Raw genomic sequence first — 21,771 nt, forward strand, 5'->3', positions numbered from 1 at the left:
TCAAGCGGGCGCTGCGGATTCTGCCGGCCTACTGGCTGGTGGTGGCGGTGTCCATGCCGCTGTGGTCCCGCGATCACCTGGGCGACCTCAGGACCTGGCTGCAACTGGTCTTCCTCGCGCAGAACTACGAACCGCACCCGTGGTGGTTCGGGCTCGGCCCGAAGGGGCTCGGGCAGATGTGGAGCCTGTGCGTGGAGGCCGCCTTCTACCTGGTGCTGCCGCTGCTGGCCGGGCTGCTGGCGTGGTTCGCCCGCCGGGGCGGGGCGGACCTGGCGACGCGGGCGCGACGGCTGCTGGCCGGGCTCGTCGTGCTGTCGGCCTGCTCCTACCTGTGGACCGTACTGGGCTACTACCCCGAGTACCGGCCCTACCTGCACACCTGGCTGCCGCGCTCCCTGGCGTTCTTCACACCCGGCATGGCACTGGCCGTGGTGTCGGTGTGGGCGCGGCACGACAAGGACGGTCCGGCCGCGCGCTTCGTCCGCGCCGTCAACGCCTCCCCCGGCTCACTGTGGCTGGTGGCCGCGCTCGCCTACGCGGTCGCCGCCTCGCCGGTCACCGGCATCCGGTTCTACGGCATCGACGGGGTCTGGAGCGGCCTGTTCGAGCTGGCGCTCTACGGCAGCATCGCCGCCTGTCTCGTGGCGCCGTGCGCGCTGCTCGAACGCGGGGACGGCCCGATCGGCCGGCTGCTCGGCAACCGGGTGATGCGGTTCTTCGGGCGCATCTCCTATGGGGTGTTCCTCTGGCAGTTCTTCGCCCTCTTCCTCTGGTACGAATTCACCGGGCAGCAGCCGTTCACGGGCAACTTCCTGGTGAATCTGGTCATGGTCGGGGCGCTGACCGTCGCCCTGGCCACGCTGAGCCACCGGTACGTCGAGGAGCCGGCCCGCGGTCTCCTTCGCTTCCTGCGCCCGGCGGCCACGTCGGAGCCGGCCCGGAAGTCCGCTTGACGCGGGGTGCCGATGGGATGGCCCGTTCGCCGCACATATCGGGCGCGACGTGGTGTTATGCTCCCGGGCACCCGGCCCGACTCGTGTGAGGACACAGCAGACGTGGAGCTCCCGCACCCGCCGTTCCGTGCCACTTCGCGGCGGTCGGTCCGGCTGTTCGCCGCGTTCCGCAAGGAGCAGACCGACCCCGACTTCTTCTACGGGCTGCTCGCCCGGGACACCGCCGCCCAGCTCGCCGGGTACGCCGACCTGCCCGGCGCGCTCGTGGCCGACGTCGGCGGCGGGCCCGGCTACTTCACCGAGGCGCTGCGGGCATACGGCGCGCGGACCTTGTGCGTGGACTGCGACGCCGGGGAGATGATGGCGCGCGACGGCGCGGTCCCCGAGGGGGCGATCCTCGGCAGCGCCCTGGACATTCCGCTGCGCGACGGCTCGGTGGACGTCTGCTTCTCCTCCAACGTGCTGGAGCACGTCCCCGACCCGTGGCGGATGGCCGGCGAGATGCTGCGGGTGACCCGGCCGGGCGGCGTGGTGTACCTGTCCTTCACCAACTGGCTGTCCCCGTGGGGCGGGCACGAGACCTCGCCCTGGCACTACCTGGGCGGGCACCGCGCCGCGCGCCGGTACGAGCGGCGGTACGGGCGGCGGCCGAAGAACGTGTACGGCGAGAGCCTCTATCCGGTCTCGGTGGCAGGCGCGCTGCGCTGGGCGCGCTCGCGTACGGACGCCGCGGTGCTGGCCGCCCGGCCCCGCTACCACCCGGAGTGGGCCACGGGCGTGGTCCGGCTACCCGGCGTCCGCGAGATCGTGACCTGGAACCTGCTGATCGTCCTGCGCCGCCGCTGACCTCTCCGTCGCGGGCGGGCGATCGGCCTGGTCCGTGACCGTGGAAACCTCGTCCGGACGCGGATTCCGGTCTGCGCCAGGAGCCTGACCTGAGCCCGGTTTCTCGTCCGAGCTCAGGTTCTGCCTTGAGCCCGGTTTTTCGACTGAGCTTGGGTTCTGGTCTGGGCGCGGGGTCTGGTCGGAGTGCGGGTCGTGGCCTGTGGGCGGGGTCTTGCGGCGGCGGCCCGCGCCCAGGGCGACCGCCAGGGACACCAGGGCCAGGACGAGGAAGACGGCCGGGAGGACGTCTCTGACCAGGACGGCCCACCGGCGGAACGCGCCTGCCACCGCGGCCTGGTCCTCAACGTCTCCGGCGGCGGTGACCAGGTCGGCCCGGAAAGCGACGGCGCGGTCCACCTGGTCGGGCGTGCGCAGCGTGTCCGCGCGCTGCTCGCGCACCCGGACCGGGAGCCCGCTCTCCGGTTCGACCCAGAACGTACGGGTGATCCGCACGTACCGGGCCACGTCCACCGGACGCGTCCCGGGCAGCCCGAGTACCCTCGCGGGGACCTGGCCGGGCAGGTCCTGCACCTTCGCCGGGCCGATCGAATAGGAGTAGCGGCGGACCGGCAGGCCCGCGACCTCCTCCTCGCCCTCGTACCGCAGGGCGACCTCGCGCTTGAGCACCGGGTCGAACATGGGGTACCCGCGCGGCTCGGCGCGGTGCGGCAACCGGAAGGCCAGTCCGGTCTGCCGGACGGCGCTGTCGTCGTCGATGTACGCGCCGCAGCAGTTCACCGCCAGGCCGGTGCGCCGGTCGAAGGCCGTCCGCCGCTCGTGGTAGTCGATCCGCGGCCCGGAGCCGGCCTCCAGCGAGGAGAACTCCACCCACACCGCCGTACGGTCGTCTCCGGCCGGCGGGTCGCCGTACAGCGAGACGGTCTCGGTGACCGGCACGCCGGTGCGGGTCTGGAACGTCGCGGTGTCCAGGTAGGTGGCGGTGTCGTCGACCAGCCGGTAGACCGTGCGCTGCTCCGAAGGCAGGGTGAGGCCGCCGGGGTAGACGTACCAGCGCCACAGAACGGCCATGGTGACCAGGAACGCCACCAGGACCGCGCAGGCCGTCCGGACGAGCTGAACCCGCGTCGATCCTGGTCCTCTCGCCTGGTGGTTCCCGGGCACGACGGTGGCGGCCTCGGCGCGGCGGATCATCCGGACACCGCCGCCGGGCGGTCCACGACCGGGGCCGTGGTATGCCGGGACGGCGGTGCGCCGGGGCCGGGGCGGTCGCGCGGGCGCTCTGGTACGGCGGCGAGCAGTCGTGCGACGACCAGCAGGCAGCAGAGCTGGGGCACCAGCCGGACGAGGGTGTCGATACCGAGGTTCGTTCCGGCCGCCGCGCTCAGCCCGGCCAGGGCGAGCGCCGCCCCGGCTACCCAGGGGGACAGGAACGCCCGCGCCGCCTGCCGCACCGGCCCGCGTACGGCGTGCTGGGCGAGCAGCACCCGCGGCAGCCAGAGCCAGGCGGCCACCAGCACCGTGACCAGGGCGGCACCGGTGAAGCCGCCGGTCCACAGGCCGACCAGCGGTGCGGCGCCGAGCGCCCAATGCCCTGGCACCCCGCTGGGCCCGGCCGGCGGGTGACGCCGTCCCTGCGGGAAGTGACGCTCACCCTCGACCTGAGGGTGCCGCCTGGCGCTGGTGGGAGGGAGGTGTCGCCCATCATCGGCCAGACGACCGGTTCCGGACGCAGAGCCGCGTCGTCCTGGTCTGCGCCAGGGCCAGGCCAGGAGGAGGACCACGGCGGCGAGGCCGGCCCCGGCCGCCAGCGACCATCGGTAGCCGGCGTCCGGCTCGTACCGGAGCACGACGGTGCCCGCGCCGGGCGGCAGGATCCACGCCTGGCGCCAGCCGTCCAGCCGGACGGGGGTGAGGCGGGATCCGCCCAGGTAGGCATGCCAGCCCGCGTTGTAGTTCTCGTTCACGGTCAGGTACGAGCGCTCGGTGGCCGACACCGCGAGCCGCCGCTCCTCCGGCCCCCACGCCTCGACGCGCGCCGGGACGACGCGGATGCCCGGGTTCGTCCCGTCACGTGACGCCTCGCCACCGGACGCGCCTGCCCCGCTTTCCGTACGCGTGCCGGTGCCGGGCCGGTCGCGCAGGACGACCGACCGGACGCGGAAGGCATCGGTGGCGGCGACGGAGAGATAGGACATGCCGGGGATGAGCCGCACCGGCGCGCAGCCGGCGAACGACAGCGGGCGCCCGTTCAGCACGTCGCCCAGCGTCCCGCCGACGACCCGGGTCGGCACGATGGTGCCGTCGACGGTCAGGGTGGGGCCGTAGCCGCAGGGCAGCCGCAGCGGGAAGCCGTCGAGGCGGCCGAGCGGATCGGCACCCGGGATGGTCAGCTCGGTGACCTCGATGGGCCGGGAGGCGGGGGCGGTGAACTCCACCTGCAGCCGCCGCGTGGTGAGCGCCGGGAACGCGACCCGCCCGTCGCGGCCGACCCACGCCTGCACGGTGCGCGTACCGGTCCTGATGGTCACCCTGACCGGCGGCTCACCGAGATGGGAGTCGGGGAACAGCACCTTGACCTCGGCGAACGTGCGCGGCCGGCCGAGATCGATGGTCAGCGTGGGCCGCCGATCCAACGGCTGGGCGTACCAGACGGTGGACGGGTCGCCGTCCATGGCGGCGCGGCCGAGCACGGCGGGATGGTCGGTGACGGTCGAGGACGCCGTGACCTGCGGGTACACGTCCGGCAGGGTGGTGAGCAGTGTGGCCTGCCTGGGGTCGGTGAGCACCGCGGTGCCGGTGGCCGTGCGCGTCCGCGGGGCGGTCACCTCGAACAGCCGCTGGAAGGCGTAGCCGTCCTCGCCGAGGATCGGCAGCCGGCGCGAGCAGGTCCAGGTGGACGACCCCCGCATGCAGGCGGGGGCGCTGCCCTGGGAGGTCAGCAGCACGGTGCCCGCGTCGGCGCCGCCGGGCGGCGGCGGCACGGCGATGGCGCGGGCGGGGGTGACGCCGGGGATGGCGACCTCGGTGATGCCGACCCGGTCGCCGAAGGGGTCGGCGGACCGGTAGGCCAGCCCGGTGACCCGGATGCGCAGCCAGGTGGTCCGGCCGCGCGGCGGGGCGACGAGCTGCGGGTCGGCGGTCTGCCGGACGGCGACCCGCCGGGCGCCGGTCGCGGTGGACAGCTCGACCTCGCTGACCGGCGGGCCGATGGCGCCCTGCTCGAAGGCGAGGGTGATGTCCCCGATGTCCACCGGCTCGACGAACCGCACCTCCAGCCACTCGCCGAGGGCGCCGCGCCACCCGTCCGACCGCCAGCCGGTGCGCGCGTCGCCGTCGAACGCGGCGTAGGGCAGCCGTCCCGGGTCGCGCCCGCCCGGCGCGGCGGTGACGTCGGCGTCGGAGGACGAGGCGCGTACGTCGGCCACGCCGAGGTAGCGGGCGAAGGAGGTGGCCGAGGTCCAGGCCGGGTCGAGCAGGTCGGTCACCGGCTCCTGCCGCGCGGCTTCGGGCAGGGTCGGGCCGGTGCTCCTGCGCACGTCGCGGAAGGCCGTCTGCCGGTGGCGCAGCGTGTCGGTGACCACCGTACGGCCGGCGGGCACGGCCGACGCGCCGGGCTCGTCGCCGACCAGTACGGGTGTGTCGTCCGCCAGCACGCCCTGCTCGGCCATCGCGAGCACCCCCTCGGGCGCGCCGGCCATGCGCACCGTCCCGGAGGCGGGGACGACGCCGGCGATCGGCGCGGGGTCCGGCACCGCCCACACCTCCAGCGCCGGATACGGCTGGTCGAACCAGCCGGCGGCCGTGCTGATGGAGGCCTGCCCGACCTGCGGGCCGAACTGCGCGACGCGCACCAGGCCGGTGGAGTCCTCCAAGGTCTGGTGCACCCTGGCCGGCCACGCCGAGCCGATGGTCTCGCGAGCCAGGTCGTTACGGACGAGCAGGTACTTCACCCCGATGCGGCGCAGGGTGGCGGTCAGCCCGGCCGAGCCCTCTCCGTTGGAGAACCGCTCGTCGATCGCCTGGAGCAGGCGGGCCAGCCCGGCCGAGCCCCATGGGACGTTGGAGTGGGTGGCCCAGCGCACGGTGAGCAGCGATTGCATGGGTTCGTCCAGCGGACGGCCCCACAGGTACTCGCCGCGCTTGGAGCCGGGGACGGCGAGCACCATGCCGTGGCCGGTGTCGCCGTTCAGCCAGGTGGCGGCGTCCCGCCAGTACGAGGGCAGGTCCGCGAACGCGCCGGCGGGAGTGATGCCGGCCGTGGCGACCGGCACGACCGACAGCCCGACCAGCCCGGCGGCGGCCACCGGCAGCACGGCGAGCCGGGCGACCACCGGCGGCAGTACAAGCCCTCCAGGTCGGGCCGCGACCAGGGATGGGCGCCGCACCGGCAGGGCGGCCAGGCCCAGGGCGAGAGGGAGCCGCAGCAGGGCGTCGAACTTGTGCAGGTTGCGGAACGGCGCGAGCGGGCCGTCCAGCAGGCTCCTGACCTGCCCGGCCCATGGGAAGGCCAGCGCGTCGGCGTGCCCGGCGGTCACGATGACCACCCCGGCGAGCACCGACAGGACCAGGAACGTCCGCTCCGGCGTGCCGCGGCGCAGCAGCCCGGCCAGGCCCGCGGCGGCGACGGCGGCGGTGACCGCGATCAGCCACGGCCGGGTGGCCTGGTCGTAGGAGGCCGGCAGCCACGGCCCGCCGTCCACCGGCAGGAAGGAGATCCAGCTGGAGGTGCCGCGCAGGGTGTTGAACAGGGAGGTGACGCCGGTGGTGGCGTCCGCCGTCTCGATGAACGGCAGGAAGGAGAAGATGTAGCGGCCGAGGACGACCAGCGGCACGAGCCACCACATCGACACCGCGGCCACGCAGGACAGCCACCAGGCCAGCAGCCGCCGCTTGCGGGGGCCGTTACGCCTGGTCAGCAGGTACAGCAGCGGCACCACCAGGACGGCAAGCTCGGCGGCGGCGTTGATGCCGCCCGCGAACAGGAACGCGACGGCGGACGCCGCCGCGGCCGTACGGGGGCGCGAGGCCCCCTGCGCGCCGCGTACCAGCGGCAGCACGATCCAGGGCAGCACGGCGCTCGGCTGGAACTCCGAGGAGTTGACCCCGACGAGGGCGAGCGCGTGCGGCGCGAGCGCGTACGCCAGCCCGGCGAGCAGGCGGGTGTCCGGTGAGCCGGCGCGCAGGGCACGGGCCAGCCGCTCGGCGCCGAGGAACGCCGCGCACAGCACCAGGGTCATCCACAGCCGCTGGATGTTCCACGCGGGCATGTCCAGCCAGCGGAACAGCGCGTAGAACGGCCCCATCGGGAACAGGTAACCGTACGCCTGGTTCTGCAGGTGGCCGAAGAACGCGTCGTCCCACAGATGCGCCGCCCGCTCCAGGAACCCGACCGGGTTCACCGCCATGTCGAGCTTGGTCTCGGAGATCACCTGGCCCGGCGAGGTGTTGAACGTGATCGCCCCGAGCAGCAGGCACCCGGCCAGCAACCGAAGCCCTCGTCGCAACCGCGCGCCGGGCTGGTCGCGGTCAGGGAGTATGGCTCTCACCTGCGGCGAGCCGGAAGGCGAGCGGCCGGACATGCCCCTTTTGCTCCAGTTCGGCGGTGATGAGTCCGGTCATCCTAGCGCCCGTCCTCCCCCAGGAGAATTCCGCCGCCCAGCTCCGGCAGGCCCGCTGGACCTCGGCGCGGCGCACCGGGTCGGACAGCTCCTCAAGTGCGCGGTCCACCACCTCGGCCAGCGACTCGCCCTCCCGGACCAGCCAGCCCGTGACACCCTCCCGCACCGAGTCGCGCAGCCCCGCCACGTCGTAGGCCACGGTGGGTACGCCGAGCGCGGCGGCCTCGATCACCGTCAGCCCCCAGCCCTCGAACTCCGAGGCCGTCACGGCCAGCCGGGCCGCGCTGAGGACGGCGTTCTTCTCCGCCTCGGCCAGGAAACCGTGCAAGGTCACCCGCCCGGCCCCGCCCCGCTCGCGGAACTCGTGGACGCGGCGCGCCAGCGGCTCGTACTCCGGCCCCCGGCCCACCACGTGGACGTGCAGGCCGGGACGGTTGTCCCGCAGCTCAGGGACCAGGTCCACCACGCGTTCCACGCGCTTGTGACCGACGAGCCGGCCGAGGTAGGCCACCACGGGGTCGCCTTCGACCGCGGCTCCGCCGACCGGCGTCGCGACCGGGCGCACGGCCGGGCCGCCGTTCGGGATGACCTCGATCGGAGCGAGCCAGCCGAGCCGTTCCCGCAGTTCCGCGCGGGAGGACTCCGAGACCGTCACCGTCGTGCGGCGGCGGTAGAGCAGCCGGGCGACCGGCCCCTCGATGAAGCAGCCCAGGCGCGCCAGCGCGCGGGGGAAGAAGGCGTGGAACTGCCGGTCGTGCACGTGGTGCACGAGACAGATCACCGTCGTACGCCGCGACACCACGAGGGGCGCGAAGAACGGGATGCCGTTCATGCAGTCGATGACGACGTCGAAGCGGCGCCGGCGCAGCAGCAGCCACAGCGCGACCAGCGGATAGACCAGGTAGCGGTTGCCCATCCGCCGCAACTCGATGCCGTCGCGCCGTTCGCGGCCCGCCTGGCCCGGCTCGCGGCCGGTCAGGAAGTGGACGGACGCGCCCTGGGCGAGCAGGTGGCGGCCGACCTGCCAGGCGTACTCCTCGGCCCCGCCCGCGACCGACTGCGCGGGCTCCCGGAAGTTGCACACGGCGACCCGTACGCCCGTCAACCGCCGGTCGGCCGCCTCCTGCCCACCGGCCACCTGTGGCACCGGCCGGGGCGGGAAGTGGCCCACCTGCTGTGCGACCACGGACACTCCTTCGTGTGCGTTCGAGCCCTCCCTGGCCGGTGCCGCCCGCCGTACGCCCGCCGCCGCGGCGTACCCCTCACGGTCGTCCAATGTGCTCCGCCGCGTCGCATCCGGCTCGGAGCGGTGCTCCGCCTGGTCGCGGGCACGGCGAAAGCACACCCTCGTGCTCATGGATCGGAAGTTCGGAATGCGGCGGCCCGGCTCAGCCGTCGCGCCGTCCACCGGACCCGGGGAAGGTCACCGGTTGCCGTAGTTGTACAGCGGCTTGTTCGGCGGTTCAGGGCTGGGGGCGACCACGTTGACCACGCTGACGGACGCGCCGATCGCCAGAACCACCCCAACGAGGAGAGCGGCGAGCACTCGCAGCATTGGGCTTCTCCTTTTCGAAGTCCGGAGTCGCGGGGGACCCCACCGAGACTAGAACGTGATTCACCCGACAGGCGAGCCAATTGGTCAAAACGTGATAATCAGACTTACCGTCCAGTATGCGGCAGCCCTCCACCGTATCCGCCGCTCACCCCGCCAGCCCCCTGCGCCCCGTCGACCTCGGCCGAGGTCACCCACGCACCAGCGCCACCACGCGTTCTGCCTCACAACCGCAGAAGGACCAGTTCTCCCCCCTGATAGACGAGGACGGCGCCGTCCAACCGCGATCGAAACGTGTTCTCGTTCTCCCCCGCGATGAGCACGTACCGGATCCCCACCCCCCGCAACGCGGCCCGCAACGAGCTTTCCGCATCCAATGCGGCCCCGACTCGGCGGCCCAACGGGTCCTCTCCCGCGATACGGAGGAGCCGGCCGTTCTCGAGCCCCACGGCGAGACCGTCGTTCCACACCACCCGCCGGGCGAAGCCCTTGGTCGCCGGGTCCAGGACCACTCTGCCGCCGTTCCACACGAAGGCCCGCTGCGCGCTCCACGGCAGCGAAAGCAGTGCCCCGGGCCGCGGATCACCGTTGACGATCGCCCGCACTCTCTGCCAGTCCGCCGGGTACCGCACCGCCGCCAGCCGTCCCACCGCCCCCCACGCGAATGACGGCAACACCAGCACCGGCAGGCATACCGCCACCACCCCCGGCAGAAGCACCCCGACCCCCCGCCCCGCCGCGCCCGGCTCCCCCCGCCCCCGGCCTCCCCCCAAACGGCGCCGCGACGGCAAGACGACAGACGGCGAAACCACACGGCGAGACACCACCAAGCCCACCGCCCGCACCACCACCAACACCCGCGCCCCGAACCCCCGCCCCGCCGCGCCTGGCCCTTCCTCCCGCCCCTGGCCTCCCCCAAGAAGGCGCCGCGACGGCGAGACGGTGGTCGGCGAAACCGGCGCCGCCGTACGGCGGGACAGCACCCCGAAACCCACGGCCTGGACCAAGGCCAGGGGGGCGATGTAGAGCTGGCCGTCGCGGAGAGGGCCGAAGCCGGGCCACCAGGTGATGAGCTCCTTGAGTACGCCGGGCACGTACGCGCCGGTCAGGGCGATGACGAGCCCGGCCGTGGCCGCGACCAGCAGGCCGGCCCGGTAGGGGACGGTCTCGCGGAGCCGGGCGAAGGCGATGACGGCGAACACGCCCACGACCAGGCGGGCGGTGGCGAGCCACCAGGCCGACTGGCCGGGAACGTCCGCCTCGGCGTTCCAGATGCCGCCGAGGGCGAGCAGGCTGCCGGCGGTGCCGAACGGTCCGTCGGCCCGGGCCGCGAACGCCTCCACCCCGCGAGGGTCGGTCACCGCGTCGCTGAGCAGCGCGGGCACCGCCCACGGCAGGCTGAGCACGGCCAAGGTGGCCAGGGACCGGACCAGGACGCGCGGCTGCCCTCGCGCGGCAACAGCAGCCACGGGAAGGACGGTCAGCGCGGTCACGAGCATGGCCTGGAAGCCGCCGGCCGCCGCGGGGAGCAGCGCCGGGATCAGTCGTCGCCAACCACCGAGCATGGCCGCGCGGACGGCCCACGGCAGCCCGGCGTAACCGAGCAGGAGCGCCCATTGGCCGAGCAGCAGCCGCTGTGCCAGGTAGGCGTTCCACACGTAGAAGACGGCCGCCGCCACCCGCGCCACCAGCAGAGCGGTGTCCGCCGCCTGACCAGAAGTCTGGAGATCTTCGCCTGCGGAGCCGGTCGGCGCCGCTGGAGCGTTGCTCGGCTCCGAGCCGTGTCCCGGCCGAAGACCATCCCGGGGGATCGGTTCCAGGCGCTCCCGGGAGATCAGGGCGGCGGCGCCGGTGCCGGCCAGCAGGAAGATGCCGAGCAGGATGGCCTTCTGCAGGACGGCGGCCGGGACGACGTGCGCCAGCAGGGCGACGACCTGGTCGCTCGGCACCGCACGGGGGAAGCCCCCCTCGGGCCAGGTGAGCGGAGGGCCGGGGACGAACACCATGTCGTACCGCAGCACGAACCCCGGCCCCAGCGCCGACCCGAGAGCCAGCACTCCGGCCAGCAGCGCGGCCAGCGCCGGCACGACCTCGACCGGGCGCACGGCGCGGTGGAATCGCATGGGTTCGCACCACTCCCGGACGCCGACAGCCAGCAGACCTGGCAAAACTACCCGAAGCCGACGCCACCCCCGAGCCCTGACAGAGAACGCATGGTGTACCTACTGACCTGGCCACGAGGGTTCGCCGGGGCCGCGCCGTAAGGTGGCGCCGGCATTCGCCATACACCGTCCCGCCGACGCGGCGCCGATGAGAGTGTCCAGCGGACGGGCCGGAAGGTCGTCCGGCCGGGCACTACCTGCCGGGTTCGGGGTCGCGGGGGAGGCCGAGCATGCGTTCGGCGACGATGTTGAGCTGGACCTCGGTGGTGCCGCCGTAGATGGTCATGGCACGGGTGGCGAGCACGGCGCGGTTCCAGTAGCCGGGGTCGCCGAGCTTCATGTCGGCGGCCGTCGCCGCCGCCGCGCCGAGCAGGTTCACCGCGCACTCGGACACGTGCTGGGCGTGCGAGGTGGACAGCAGCTTGCGTACCGAGGCGTCGGCGCCCGGCTCGGAGCCGGCGAGTTGCTTCAGCGTGACCCGCAGGCTGAGCGCGTTGATCGAGTGGCCCTCGCAGACCACGTGCGCCAGCTCCTGCCGTTCGGCCTCGGTGAGCTCGCGGCCGAGGCGGGCGGCCAGGCCGAGCAGGTCGGGGACCGAGGCGCCGGTGCCGCCGGACCCGGAGGACAGGGACACACGCTCGTTGGACAGGGTGTTGCGCGCGACCCGCCAGCCCTCGTTGATCTCCCCCACGACCATCTCGTCCGGGACGAAGACGTCGTCCATGAAGACCTCGTTGAACAGGTTCTCGCCGGTCATCTCGGTGAGCGGGCGGACGGTGACCCCGGGGGCCTTCATGTCGACCAGGAAGTAGGTGATGCCGTCGTGCTTGGGCTTGCCCGGGTCGGTGCGGGCGATGCAGATGCCCCATTCGGCGACGTGCGCGATCGAGGTCCAGATCTTCTGCCCGTTGAGCTTCCAGCCGCCCTCGGTCTTCTCGGCCTTCATCTGGAGCGAGGCGAGGTCGGACCCGGCGCCGGGCTCGCTGAAGAGCTGGCACCAGATCGTCTCGCCGGACAGGGTCGCCGGCAGGAACCGCTCCTGCTGCGCGGGGGTGCCGTAGGCGACCAGGGACGGCACGACCCAGGCACCGATGATCATCTGCGGCAGCCGTACCCGGGCGGCCTTCAGCTCCTGGTAGATGAGCACCTGCTCCAGCGGCGAGGCGCCGCGTCCCCAGGGCCCCGGCAGGTGCGGCATCACGAAGCCCGCGGCGGCCAGGGCGCGCTTCTGCTCCTTGCCGTCCTCCAGCCGGGCGATCTCGGCGATCTCCTGCCGGATGGCCGAGCGCAGCGCCTCGGCGTCCTCGGGCAGCTCGATCTCCATCTCGCGGGAGATGCCGGCCAGGGCGAGCGCGGCGACCTCGCCGGCCCACTCGGCCGAGGCGCCGAGCAGCGCGCGGAGGGTCAGCGCGCGGCGATAGTACAGGTGGGCGTCGTGCTCGAAGGTGTAGCCGATGCCGCCGAAGATCTGGATGGCGTCCTTGGCGCACTGCACGGCCGCGTCGGGGGCCATGACCCCGGCGATCGCGGCGGCGTAACGCAGCTCGTCTCCGCTCGCGCGGGTGGCGTCCCAGACGGTGGCACGGGCCTGCTCCAGCGCGACCAGCATGCGGGACGCCTTGTGCTTGACCCCCTGGAACTGGCCGATCGGCCGGCCGAACTGCACCCGCACCTTGGCGTACTCGGCGGCGGCGCGTACGCACCAGGCGGCGACGCCGACGGCCTCGGCGCCGAGCAGGACGGCGGCCAGGTCGCGTACGTGTGCCCGGTTCAGGCCGGGAAGGACGCGCTCGCCCGGCACCGCGACCCCGCCGGCCTCGATCTTGGCCACCGCCCGGGTCAGGTCGAGGCTGGCGATCGAGGTGACGGTGACGTCGGAGGCGGACAGGACGACCCATTCCTCGCCCTGGTCGGTGGCGACCGGCAGGACGAGCACGTCGGCGAGCGCGCCGCCGAGCACGGGCTCGGCCGTGCCGGTGACGGTCAGGACGCCGTGGTCGTCCCGGGTCGCGGTGAGCGTTCCGGTGAGGCCGACCGCGCCGGTCAGCGTGCCGTCGGCCAGCCCGGGCAGCAGTTCGGCGCGCGCCTTGCCGTCGGAGGCGAGGATGACGGCGGAGGCGAGCACGGTCGGCACGTACGGGCCGGGGGCGACGCGCTCGCCGAGCGCCTCGACGGCCACCGCGGTCTCCAGCAGGCCGAAGCCGCTGCCGCCGTACTCCTCGGGCAGGTGCAGGCCGAGCAGTCCCTGGCCGGCGAGGCCGGACCAGAAGGCGGGGCGCGTCTCGTCCGGCGCGCCGACCGCCGCGCGTACGACCTCGGCGGCGATGTTGCGCTCCGCCCAGCCGCTCACGGACTCGCGCAGTGCCTCGTGCTCCTCGCTCAACCCGATCGCCATGACACCCTCCGTGCCGCTCGGCCTCCAGATGCCCCAGAATCATATTCTAGAAGATGCTTCCAAGGCCACGCCGTCCACGAACCCGCTGCGCCCTCGGACCGGCCCGCGGCGAGCGTCAGAGAGCGCGGGCCGTCCAGAAGAGCATGTTGAGATCGTGGTAGAGCGCGGGACGGGCGTCGGTCACGTTCGCGAACAGCATCGCCGGCTTCTTCGCCGAAGGCGCGGCGATCACCATGACGTACGCCTGCGAGGTGTGCCGCTTGCCGCCCTGCAGATAGCTGACCTTGTAGCCGAGCACCCAGCCCAGGTTGTACCTGGCCCGCTGCGAAACCGTCCAGGCGAACTTCGACCCGGCCGGCTGGTAGCGCAGCGTCCACCTGACCGCCTTGGCGGCGAGCGTCCGGTAGCCGCCATAGGTGACCGGCGCCTTGCCCACGGCGACCGGCACCGGCCCGGAGGCGATCAGCGCCTGGGGACGACCGGCCGGGCCGACCTTCTGCGCCGCCGAGAACGGCTGTCTGGCGGTCTTGGCCCACGGCGCCGCGTACTGCGCGTAGCTGATGCCCGCGGTCCGGTCCACCACGTACGCGGCGACCGTGGTGCCCGCGCCGCGGAACACCGTCATCGGTTTGGCCGCGGGGACCTTCGGCACGGCGATCGGGGACGGAACGGGCCGTACGGGCGCACCGGACGCCCCCTGTGCCTGGTCCACGCGGACGGGCTCGGCGGGCCGGTCCTCGGCGAACAGCGTGAAGATCAGGATGACGATGACCACGGTGACGATCAGCGCGCCGACGCCGTAGACCGCCCTGATCGGGATGTCGCCCACCCGCCGCAACACCGCGCCGAGCGGCCCGGACCGCTCGTTCGCCGGACGGGCCGGCGGGTCGGGAAGGGGCGGGGCCGGCGAAGCGGTCTCGGACTCGTCGGGGAACGGTCCAGGCAACCTGCGAACGTAGGCGGTGACCTCCTGCGACACGCCCCCGCCGGAGTCGATCGCGTCCCATCCGGCCACCGCGTCCCACCCGGTGGCCGCGCGGCCCGTCCCGACGCCGAGCACCTCGGCGTACGGGCGCCTGCCCCGGATGCGCACTTCCACGGTGTCCGAGGCCGACCTGCCCTCGGCCGCCTCTGTCTCCACGTCCTCAGCCGCGTCCACCGATCCGTCGTCCGAGGTCGGCGCCACGTCTTCCGAAGCCTCCCCCGAGGTGCGCGCCGCGTTCTCCGGAGCGCGGCTCGATGTCGGTGCCGGGTCCGCCGTCGCCGGAGCCTTCTCGGGCGCGGGCGCGACCTTCACCGGCACGGTGTCCGACGCCCCCACGGGCACGGCGCCTGCCGTGCCGGAGGCGGGCGCGGTCTCCTGCGACGGCGGCGTGACGTCAGAGGACCGCCGGGCCTTGGCCGCCGCCTGCGCCGCCCGCGCCATCGCGCGGGCCTGCTCGGGGCTCACCTTGGGCATCGGGGTGGTCGGCGCCTCATAGGAGGGAACGAAATTCGGAGGCCGCCCAGACCCAGGGCGGCTTGGTGGGGTGCCAGCGCCGTCCGCCATGTCGGCAGACTACGTCACAAATCGTGATCCGCGCTGCAGCACATTCCCGTCCCGGTCGTCCGGCTCCACGTTCCCACAGGTCAGCGCCTTGCAGGCGCGTACCCGGAAATCCGTCCGGAACGAGACATCGATCACGTCCGGCCGACCGTTAGATCAAGACATTGGTGATTAATAGCGAGTATCTTCCGCCCGGTCGGGAATGACGTGTTCCATGGCGACTACACCAGGTAACCGGAAGGCGGGACGCGCCGTGCGGCGGGTCCTGGCCGCCGGGGTCGCCGGTGCTCTGGTGACACTGGGCGGGTGCGCGCTCACCGGCACACCGGCCGCGACGAGCACGGCCTCCCAGCAGGGCGGACCGACCACCTCGCCTCCCGGCACCCCGGCCGTCAACGAGGAGCAGGCCTACGAACGGGTCATCGCCCAGGTGCTGCCGTCCATCGTCCAGATCAACACCTCCGGCGGCCTCGGCTCGGGCGTCGTCTACGACACCCAGGGGCACATCATCACGAACGCCCACGTGGTCGGCAAAGCCAAGACCTTCGACGTCACGCTCCCGACCGGCGGCAAGCCACGCAAGGCCGATCTGGTCTCCTCCTATCCGCTCGGCGACCTCGCCGTCATCCGGGTCGCCGACCGCACCGGCCTGACCCCGGCCACGTTCGGCGACTCCTCCAAGCTCAAAGTGGGCCAGATCGTCCTGGCCATGGGCAACCCGCTCGGCCTGTCCGGCAGCGTGACCAACGGCATCATCTCCGCCCTGGGCCGCACCGTCACCGAGCCCCGGGGCGAGGGATCACCCGGAGCGACGATCACCAACGCCATCCAGACCTCGGCCTCGATCAACCCCGGCAACAGCGGCGGCGCGCTCACCAATCTCCGGGGCGAGGTGATCGGCGTCCCCACGCTGGCCGCCATCAACCCCGACCTGGGCGGCGGCGCGGCTCCGGGCATCGGGTTCGCCATCCCCAGCAGCACCGCCAAGGACGTCGCCGACCAGATCATCAGGTACGGCCGGGTCACCAACACCCGCCGCGCCGCGCTGGGCGTCCGGGTCAACACCGTCGTGGACCCCGAGGGCCGTCCGGTCGGCGTGGGCGTCGCGCTGGTGGACGCGGGCAGCGGCGCCGCCAAGGCCGGTATCAAGGCCGGTGACGTCATCACCAGCGTCAACGGCAAGGAGACCCCGACTGCGGCGGCGCTGTCGGAGGTGCTCGCGGGCCTGCGGCCCGGAATGCGGGCGAGTGTCGGGATCCTGCACCCGAACGGCCGGAGCGAGACGGTCACCGTCACCCTCGGCACCCTCTCCGGCAGCTGACCCTCTCCGGCCTCGGCCGGGAACCCACCGGCTCCCGGCGGACGGCTCCTCGTGCCCACGCCTCGCGCAGTTCGCGCACGTCCCGCCCGTGCCATGCGACCGTCCACGGCCGGCCCGCCAACGCACGATGCGCCCTGATCGCCTCGCACTCCCGGAGTGCCGGTAGCGCCACCGTCCGGTGGTCTCCCTCTCTCATGCTCTCCAGCGGCAGGCCGCACCGGGGTCGGGTTCGGATCGTTTTTGCCGATCCGGCAAAGGCGTTTGGCGAACCGGCGAACATGGCGCGAGCATTTCGTACGTTCCCCGGCGGCCCGCCCGAGCGGGACGGCGCAAGACGACGGAAGGGAGACCGCGATGAGCGGCGACATCCACGTTAAGGACGACGAGGGAGAGGTCGAGCGCTTCTGGGAGGCGCACTACGGCGCGCGCGACCAGGTGTGGAGCGGACGGCCGAACGCCGTCCTGGTCGATGTCGCCGGGCCGCTGCCGCCGGGCAGGGCGCTGGACCTCGGCTGCGGCGAAGGAGGCGACGCGGTCTGGCTGGCCGGGCACGGCTGGCGGGTGACCGCCACCGACATCTCCGCCATCGCCCTGTCGCGGGCCGCGGCCCGCGCGCAAGAGGCCGGCGTGCTGGACCGCATCGACTTCCAGCGGCACGACTTCAACCGCTGGCTCCCCGAAGGGTCCTTCGATCTGGTCTCCGCCCAGTTCATGCAGTCGCCCGTGAAGCTCTCCGACGCAGAGGTGCTGTCGGCGGCGGCGCGCACCGTGGTGCCCGGCGGCCTCCTGCTCATCGTCAACCACGGCTCGGTCCCGCCTTGGGCAGGGGATCACCACGACCACCGCTTCCCTACGCCGGAGGAGACGTTCGCCCCGCTCCGACTCGAGCCCGGGTTGTGGGACGTGGAGATCCTGGAGCGCAGGGAACGGCTCGCCATCGGCCCGGACGGCACCTCGGCCCCGATCCTCGACAACGTCATCGCCGTACGGCGCCGCCCGTCCTGACCGGCTCCCGCCCGGCCGGCCGCCCCGTACCCTGGAGTGGATCATGAGGGACTAGAGTCCTAGAGTCACAGGCGAGACGATGAGGGACTCCAGCCGATGACCACCACCGAGAGCGCCTCCGCCCGCCACCTGATCGAGCGGGCGGCGCGCGGGCACTACCGCACCGTTTACACCCCCTCGGCGCTGGACGCCGCGGCGCAACTGCTGGCCGATCTGCACGCCACCGGCGCGCGGCACGGCATCGCGCCCGGCGACTGGGCCGGTGAGCACGGCGGCGACCAGCGCCTCGCGGAAGCCGTGCTGCTCGCCCAGGTGACGGCGTACCGGAACGCCTCCCTGGCCGACCTGCCCGACCCGTACGCCCTGCTCTCCGAAGCCGCGGCCCGCGCCGGTCTCGCCGTGCTCGACCGGGCGGGCGAGGACGACACCGAGCGCCCGCCGCCGCGCGTCCCGCCCGCCCGGGCCTTCGTCCGCCTCGCACGGCTGCCGCGGACGCCGCACTGGGGGTGGGACGGCACGGCGCCGCTCGTGGTCAGCCTCGAACGCTTCGACAGCCTGACGAGCCCCGCGTGGAAGTGGGAGCTGTTCCCCGACCTCGGCGAGCCGAGCACGCAGATGGTGCAGGTCGTCGCGCCGCCGCCGTCCCCCGCCGTCGCCGACGAGGTCTTCGCGGTCGCCCAGCGGGTGCTCACCGGCGCCCTTCCCCTCTACCGCTGACGCGTGCCCGCGCCCGCTTCCAGGCCGGCACTGGTCGCGTTCAGGAGGCGAGGAAGGCGGAGACCGCGGCCGAATGGGCATCGGCCGGATCGGTCCGGACATGACGAACGGCCCGCAGCGGCGAGGGATGCTCGCCGCCACGGGCCGTTCCAGGGAGTGGAGGTGGCGGGAATCGAACCCGCGTCCTTCAACACCGCGTCAGGGCTTCTCCGGGTGCAGCCTGCAGCGCTTTTCTCGGCCCCGGCGATCTCGCAGGCGAGTCGCCGACGGGCTCAGTCACTGTTAGGTTTCCCTATCGCCCCCGTGACCGGGGCGAGCGGTTGAGCCTCCTAGCGATGCCAGATCCGGGCCGGAGGCGATCCCGGGCTGACAAGGGCCTAGACCTCGCTCAGGCGGCGAGGGCCATGTGGCCCTGAGTGCGCGTGTTATTGGCACTTATTGTTTTGCGGTCACAGGATTAACGAGGTTATGTCCGCAGTCCTCGACCCGCTTCCCCTGGCACGACATGCCGAAGTCGAAACCGGTCACCCCCTGTGGAGTTGTCAACACGACCCCGGGGGGTCGCGCGCCTTCCGACGATACTTTACACAACACCCGTGCTGTCCACATGATTCCGGCCGCCCGACGGCCCCGATGAGCGAGCCTCAGCACGGACAGGGCGGGAGACGCATCGCTCCGTCCGCTGCAGGGGACTGCGCGAGCCGCCGCACTCGGCCCCTCCGCGCCGTGCCCGGGCCGGTGGGGCCGACGCCGCGTGGTCTGTGGCTGCCGGCGTCCTCGGGTCCTGTCGGTGGTCCGGGCGCGACGACATGCCGAAACCCCCGGAGGCATGGCACATGGCGCATACCCCCGGGGGCCGACCGGCAGGGTCGAGCCGGTCCGGACGGCAGGGCTTCCCCCGAGATGAAGCCCTGGTCTCATCACGGCGACCAGGCCCGCAACCCCCAAGCGGTGCCCGGTCACCGAGAAAGACGCCAGACGGCCGCCCGATGGTTGCTCGGCCGGGGAAGTATTTTCCGCAGGTCAGCGACGCTCCTCCGACCCCGCACGCCCTGGCATCCGACAGCGGGCCCATAGGCGGTGCCGCGAGCGCCCCGGGCGCCGCACCGCCGGTCACGCCGGAGCCCGGCGGTGACCGGCAGGGCGGTGTCAGGCGGGGCGGTGTCAGGCGGCCGTACGGGCGTTGCGGAAGAACTGGCCGGCGATCTGCGGGGCGACGGTCGCGTCGCCGGTCTCGGCGAGCACGGCCACGGCCATGTCGCCCTGCCAGCCCACGAACCAGTTGAGGTGCCGCTGGCGCTTCTTCCCGCTGTCGGTTTCGGTGAAGGTGACCGCCGAGGACACCCCGTAGACCTTCTCGCCGGGCGCCGCGGCCGCCGTGGCCGACCCCGAGGTGACGCCCGCGCGCATCAGGGCGCGCAGCTTGGTCAGGCTCTCGGCGGCGAGGGTGACCGGACGCGGGGCAGGGGCGGGGGCGACCTCGGAGTCGGTGTCCGGCGTGGCGGGCGAGGTGACCAGCGTGGGCGGGCGCCAGGTGCCGGAGGCGAGCGCGCCTGCGACCAGGGCCATCGACAGCGGGCTCACCCGGACGCTCTGCCCAGCGATGATCTTCGCCTTGGCGGCGTCGCCGGCCGCGGCGGGCACGCTGCCGCTGAACGTCCGCAGCGGTAGCCGCCAGTCCTGCCCGATGCCGAAGCGGGCGGCCGACTGGGTGAGCGCCGTGGCGTTGACGCGGCGGGCCAGGGACGCCAGCGCGGTGACGCACCCCTGGGCGAAGCCCGCGGTGACGGTCGGCGTGTCACCGGCCGGCGGCTCGGCCTGCGGCTGGCCGGTCGGCTGAGGCTGGCCGGTGGTCTGCGGCTGCGGGGTCGACTGGGCCTGCGCCTGCTGGAATCGGGCGCCGCCGACCGTGCGGTCGGCCGGGCAGGGGAGCTTCTGGCCCGGGTCCAGCCCGGCGGCGAGCAGGCCGTCCGCCGCGACGATCGAGAAGGTCGTGCCCGGCGGGAAACGGCCGTTCAACCCGTCACTGAGCTGGTCGAAGCCCTTGGAGGCCACGGCCCTGATCTGCCCGGTCGGCGCGTCCACGGCCAGCAGCAGGGCGGCGGACTGACCGCTGACGGCCAGGTCGGCCGAGCGCTGCACGCCCTTGTCGATGGTGGTGCGCACCGAGGTGGTGTCGGTGCGGCCCGGCCAGCGCGCCAGCTCGGCCACCTGCTCGCCGGTCTTGAGGTCGTAGGTGATCACCTCGGTGCCGGTGGAGCCGGTGAGCTGCTCCTGGTAGGCCTTCTGCAGACCGCCCTGGCCGATGGTGTCGCCGGCGCGCTGCGGGCCGCCGAGCTGCTGCATGGTCTCGGCGGTGATGGCGCCGACCCGGCCGATGATGTCGGCCGGCTGCGCGGGCGCCACCGGCTGCGCCTGCTTCTCGATCACCAGGTCGGGGCCGATCTCCTCCAGCCGGTCGAGGAGCTGGGCGTACTTCTTGGCGCCGAAGGTCACCAGCGGCACGAAGTCCTGCGGCGGGGCCGAGCGGATGCGGGCGAGCAGGCGGTCCTGCGCGAAGCCGGTGAGCTGGAACAGCCGCTCGCACACGCCCACGGGGTCCTTCACCCGGTCGGGGTAGACGCCCGCGAGGTAGAGGGTGGCGTCCTGCTGCAGCGCGTCGCCGTTGCGGTCCTCGATCGGCTGGCGGATCGGCTGGTCGCCCTCGGGGGACACCTTGACCGCGAAGCGCTGCCCCTCGCCGAGCTGCGGGTGGATGACCTTGGACGACCAGCGGACCTTCCAGCTCCCGTCGACCACGTGCAGGGGCAGGTCGTTGTCGTAACTCCAGATCGGGTTGTTGTCGCCGAGGTCGACCTGGACGCGGAACTTCGCGTCGGCGTTGTCGCCGTCGGAGGTGAGCCCCTTGATCGAGAAGCGGATGGAGGCGGCGTCCAGCTGCAGCGAGGCGTCCTCCAGGGCCTTGCGCACGGCCTTGGGGTCGCCGTCGGTGCGCTCGGCCGCCGCGGCGTAGTCGCCGGACTGCCAGCCCACCAGGAACTGGCTGACGGCCTCGTGCGGCGTCGGCTCGGCGAAACAGGCCGACAGCAGGGGCGCGGCCAGGGCGAGCGCCAGCCCGGCCGGCAGGGCCCTGGCCTTTCTGAGACGTACGGCTAGCACCACGGGTGGTCGGCCCTCATCGGTTGCGGTGGCGGAGCGCGCGGGCCATCTCCCGGGTCGCCTGCTTCTCGGCGAGATCGTGCCGCTTGTCCCAGGTCTTCTTACCGCGGGCGACGCCGATCTCGATCTTGGCCCGGCCGTCCCGGAAGTACAGGGAGAGCGGGACGAGCGTCAGGCCGGACTCCTTGGTCTTGCCGATGATCTTCCCGATCTCCTTGCGGTGGAGCAGGAGCTTACGAGGGCGCCGCGCCGCGTGGTTGGTCCACGTGCCCATGTGGTACTCGGGGATGTGGACGTTCATCAGCCACACCTCGTCGTCCTTCACCTGGGCGTACCCGTCAGAGAGGCTGGCCCGGCCGGCACGGAGGGACTTCACCTCCGTGCCCATCAGGACGAGCCCGGCCTCGTAGGTTTCCTCGATGTGATAGTCGTGCCGGGCACGCTTGTTCTGGGCGATCAGCTTACGCCCGGTCTCACGTGGCATACAGCGAGCCTAC

Annotated in this window: 14 protein-coding genes and 1 other RNA gene; 5 read left to right on the top strand and 10 right to left on the bottom strand. The window is 73.1% G+C overall.

All coding sequences use genetic code 11. The features are described 5' to 3' along the window. A partial coding sequence (locus tag IEY93_RS02105; RefSeq protein ID WP_229690782.1) for an acyltransferase family protein occupies positions 1 to 953 on the top strand: 953 nt, incomplete at its 5' end. 57 nt (positions 954 to 1,010) lie between these two features. After that, entirely contained in the window at positions 1,011 to 1,799 is a 789-nt protein-coding gene (locus IEY93_RS02110) for a class I SAM-dependent methyltransferase (protein ID WP_189161218.1), read from the top strand. On the opposite strand, the gene pgfA is transcribed toward IEY93_RS02110, so the two are convergent. The 7 genes from pgfA to IEY93_RS02140 form a co-directional block, all read right to left on the bottom strand. Next, positions 1,740 to 2,990, bottom strand: coding sequence for a cell envelope lipid trafficking protein PgfA (gene pgfA / locus IEY93_RS02115; protein ID WP_189161219.1), 1,251 nt, complete (start codon positions 2,988 to 2,990; stop codon positions 1,740 to 1,742). The genes IEY93_RS02110 and pgfA overlap by 60 nt on opposite strands. Then, on the bottom strand, positions 2,987 to 7,345 hold the full coding sequence (locus tag IEY93_RS02120; RefSeq protein ID WP_203968338.1) for an alpha-(1->3)-arabinofuranosyltransferase domain-containing protein: 4,359 nt from the start codon (positions 7,343 to 7,345) through the stop codon (positions 2,987 to 2,989). Before IEY93_RS02120 ends, pgfA begins: the two co-directional genes overlap by 4 nt. Then, positions 7,326 to 8,603 carry a glycosyltransferase family 4 protein gene (locus IEY93_RS02125; protein WP_372444465.1) on the bottom strand — a complete coding sequence of 426 codons (1,278 nt, stop codon included), beginning with the start codon at positions 8,601 to 8,603 and terminating at the stop codon, positions 7,326 to 7,328. Before IEY93_RS02125 ends, IEY93_RS02120 begins: the two co-directional genes overlap by 20 nt. 237 nt (positions 8,604 to 8,840) lie before the next feature. After that, positions 8,841 to 8,972 (bottom strand): hypothetical protein, encoded by a 132-nt coding sequence (locus tag IEY93_RS39240; RefSeq protein WP_268241515.1) that lies wholly within the window; start codon positions 8,970 to 8,972, stop codon positions 8,841 to 8,843. Between the two features lie 221 nt (positions 8,973 to 9,193). After that, positions 9,194 to 11,092 carry a hypothetical protein gene (locus tag IEY93_RS02130; protein ID WP_189161222.1) on the bottom strand — a complete coding sequence of 633 codons (1,899 nt, stop codon included), beginning with the start codon at positions 11,090 to 11,092 and terminating at the stop codon, positions 9,194 to 9,196. Between the two features lie 232 nt (positions 11,093 to 11,324). Continuing rightward, entirely contained in the window at positions 11,325 to 13,526 is a 2,202-nt protein-coding gene (locus tag IEY93_RS02135; RefSeq protein ID WP_189161223.1) for an acyl-CoA dehydrogenase family protein, read from the bottom strand. Between the two features lie 115 nt (positions 13,527 to 13,641). Then, positions 13,642 to 14,985, bottom strand: a complete 1,344-nt coding sequence (locus tag IEY93_RS02140) for a hypothetical protein (RefSeq protein ID WP_189161224.1) — start codon at positions 14,983 to 14,985, stop codon at positions 13,642 to 13,644. A 301-nt stretch (positions 14,986 to 15,286) separates the two neighbouring features. Between IEY93_RS02140 and IEY93_RS02145 the strand changes: the two genes are divergently transcribed. The 3 genes from IEY93_RS02145 to IEY93_RS02155 all read left to right on the top strand — a co-directional run bounded on the left by IEY93_RS02145 (position 15,287) and on the right by IEY93_RS02155 (position 18,115). Then, the gene (locus IEY93_RS02145; protein WP_189161225.1) at positions 15,287 to 16,393 is read left to right on the top strand and encodes a S1C family serine protease; all 1,107 of its coding nucleotides are present in this window, start codon (positions 15,287 to 15,289) and stop codon (positions 16,391 to 16,393) included. Positions 16,394 to 16,747: 354 nt separating this feature from the next. Then, positions 16,748 to 17,398 (top strand): SAM-dependent methyltransferase, encoded by a 651-nt coding sequence (locus IEY93_RS02150; protein ID WP_189161226.1) that lies wholly within the window; start codon positions 16,748 to 16,750, stop codon positions 17,396 to 17,398. Between the two features lie 96 nt (positions 17,399 to 17,494). Next, positions 17,495 to 18,115: a hypothetical protein gene (locus IEY93_RS02155; protein ID WP_189161227.1), complete on the top strand. Its 621-nt coding sequence runs from the start codon at positions 17,495 to 17,497 to the stop codon at positions 18,113 to 18,115. A gap of 154 nt (positions 18,116 to 18,269) precedes the next feature. Here the strand turns inward: IEY93_RS02155 and ssrA are convergent. The 3 genes from ssrA to smpB all read right to left on the bottom strand — a co-directional run bounded on the left by ssrA (position 18,270) and on the right by smpB (position 21,758). After that, positions 18,270 to 18,647, bottom strand: a transfer-messenger RNA (tmRNA) gene (gene ssrA, locus IEY93_RS02160). Positions 18,648 to 19,279: 632 nt separating this feature from the next. Further along, the gene (locus tag IEY93_RS02165; RefSeq protein WP_229690784.1) at positions 19,280 to 21,277 is read right to left on the bottom strand and encodes a penicillin-binding transpeptidase domain-containing protein; all 1,998 of its coding nucleotides are present in this window, start codon (positions 21,275 to 21,277) and stop codon (positions 19,280 to 19,282) included. Positions 21,278 to 21,290: 13 nt separating this feature from the next. Continuing rightward, positions 21,291 to 21,758 (bottom strand): SsrA-binding protein SmpB, encoded by a 468-nt coding sequence (gene smpB / locus IEY93_RS02170; RefSeq protein ID WP_189161228.1) that lies wholly within the window; start codon positions 21,756 to 21,758, stop codon positions 21,291 to 21,293. Positions 21,759 to 21,771: the final 13 nt, after the last annotated feature.

It is taken from the genome of Sphaerisporangium melleum (assembly GCF_014646695.1).
Classification (GTDB): Bacteria; Actinomycetota; Actinomycetes; order Streptosporangiales; family Streptosporangiaceae; genus Sphaerisporangium; species Sphaerisporangium melleum.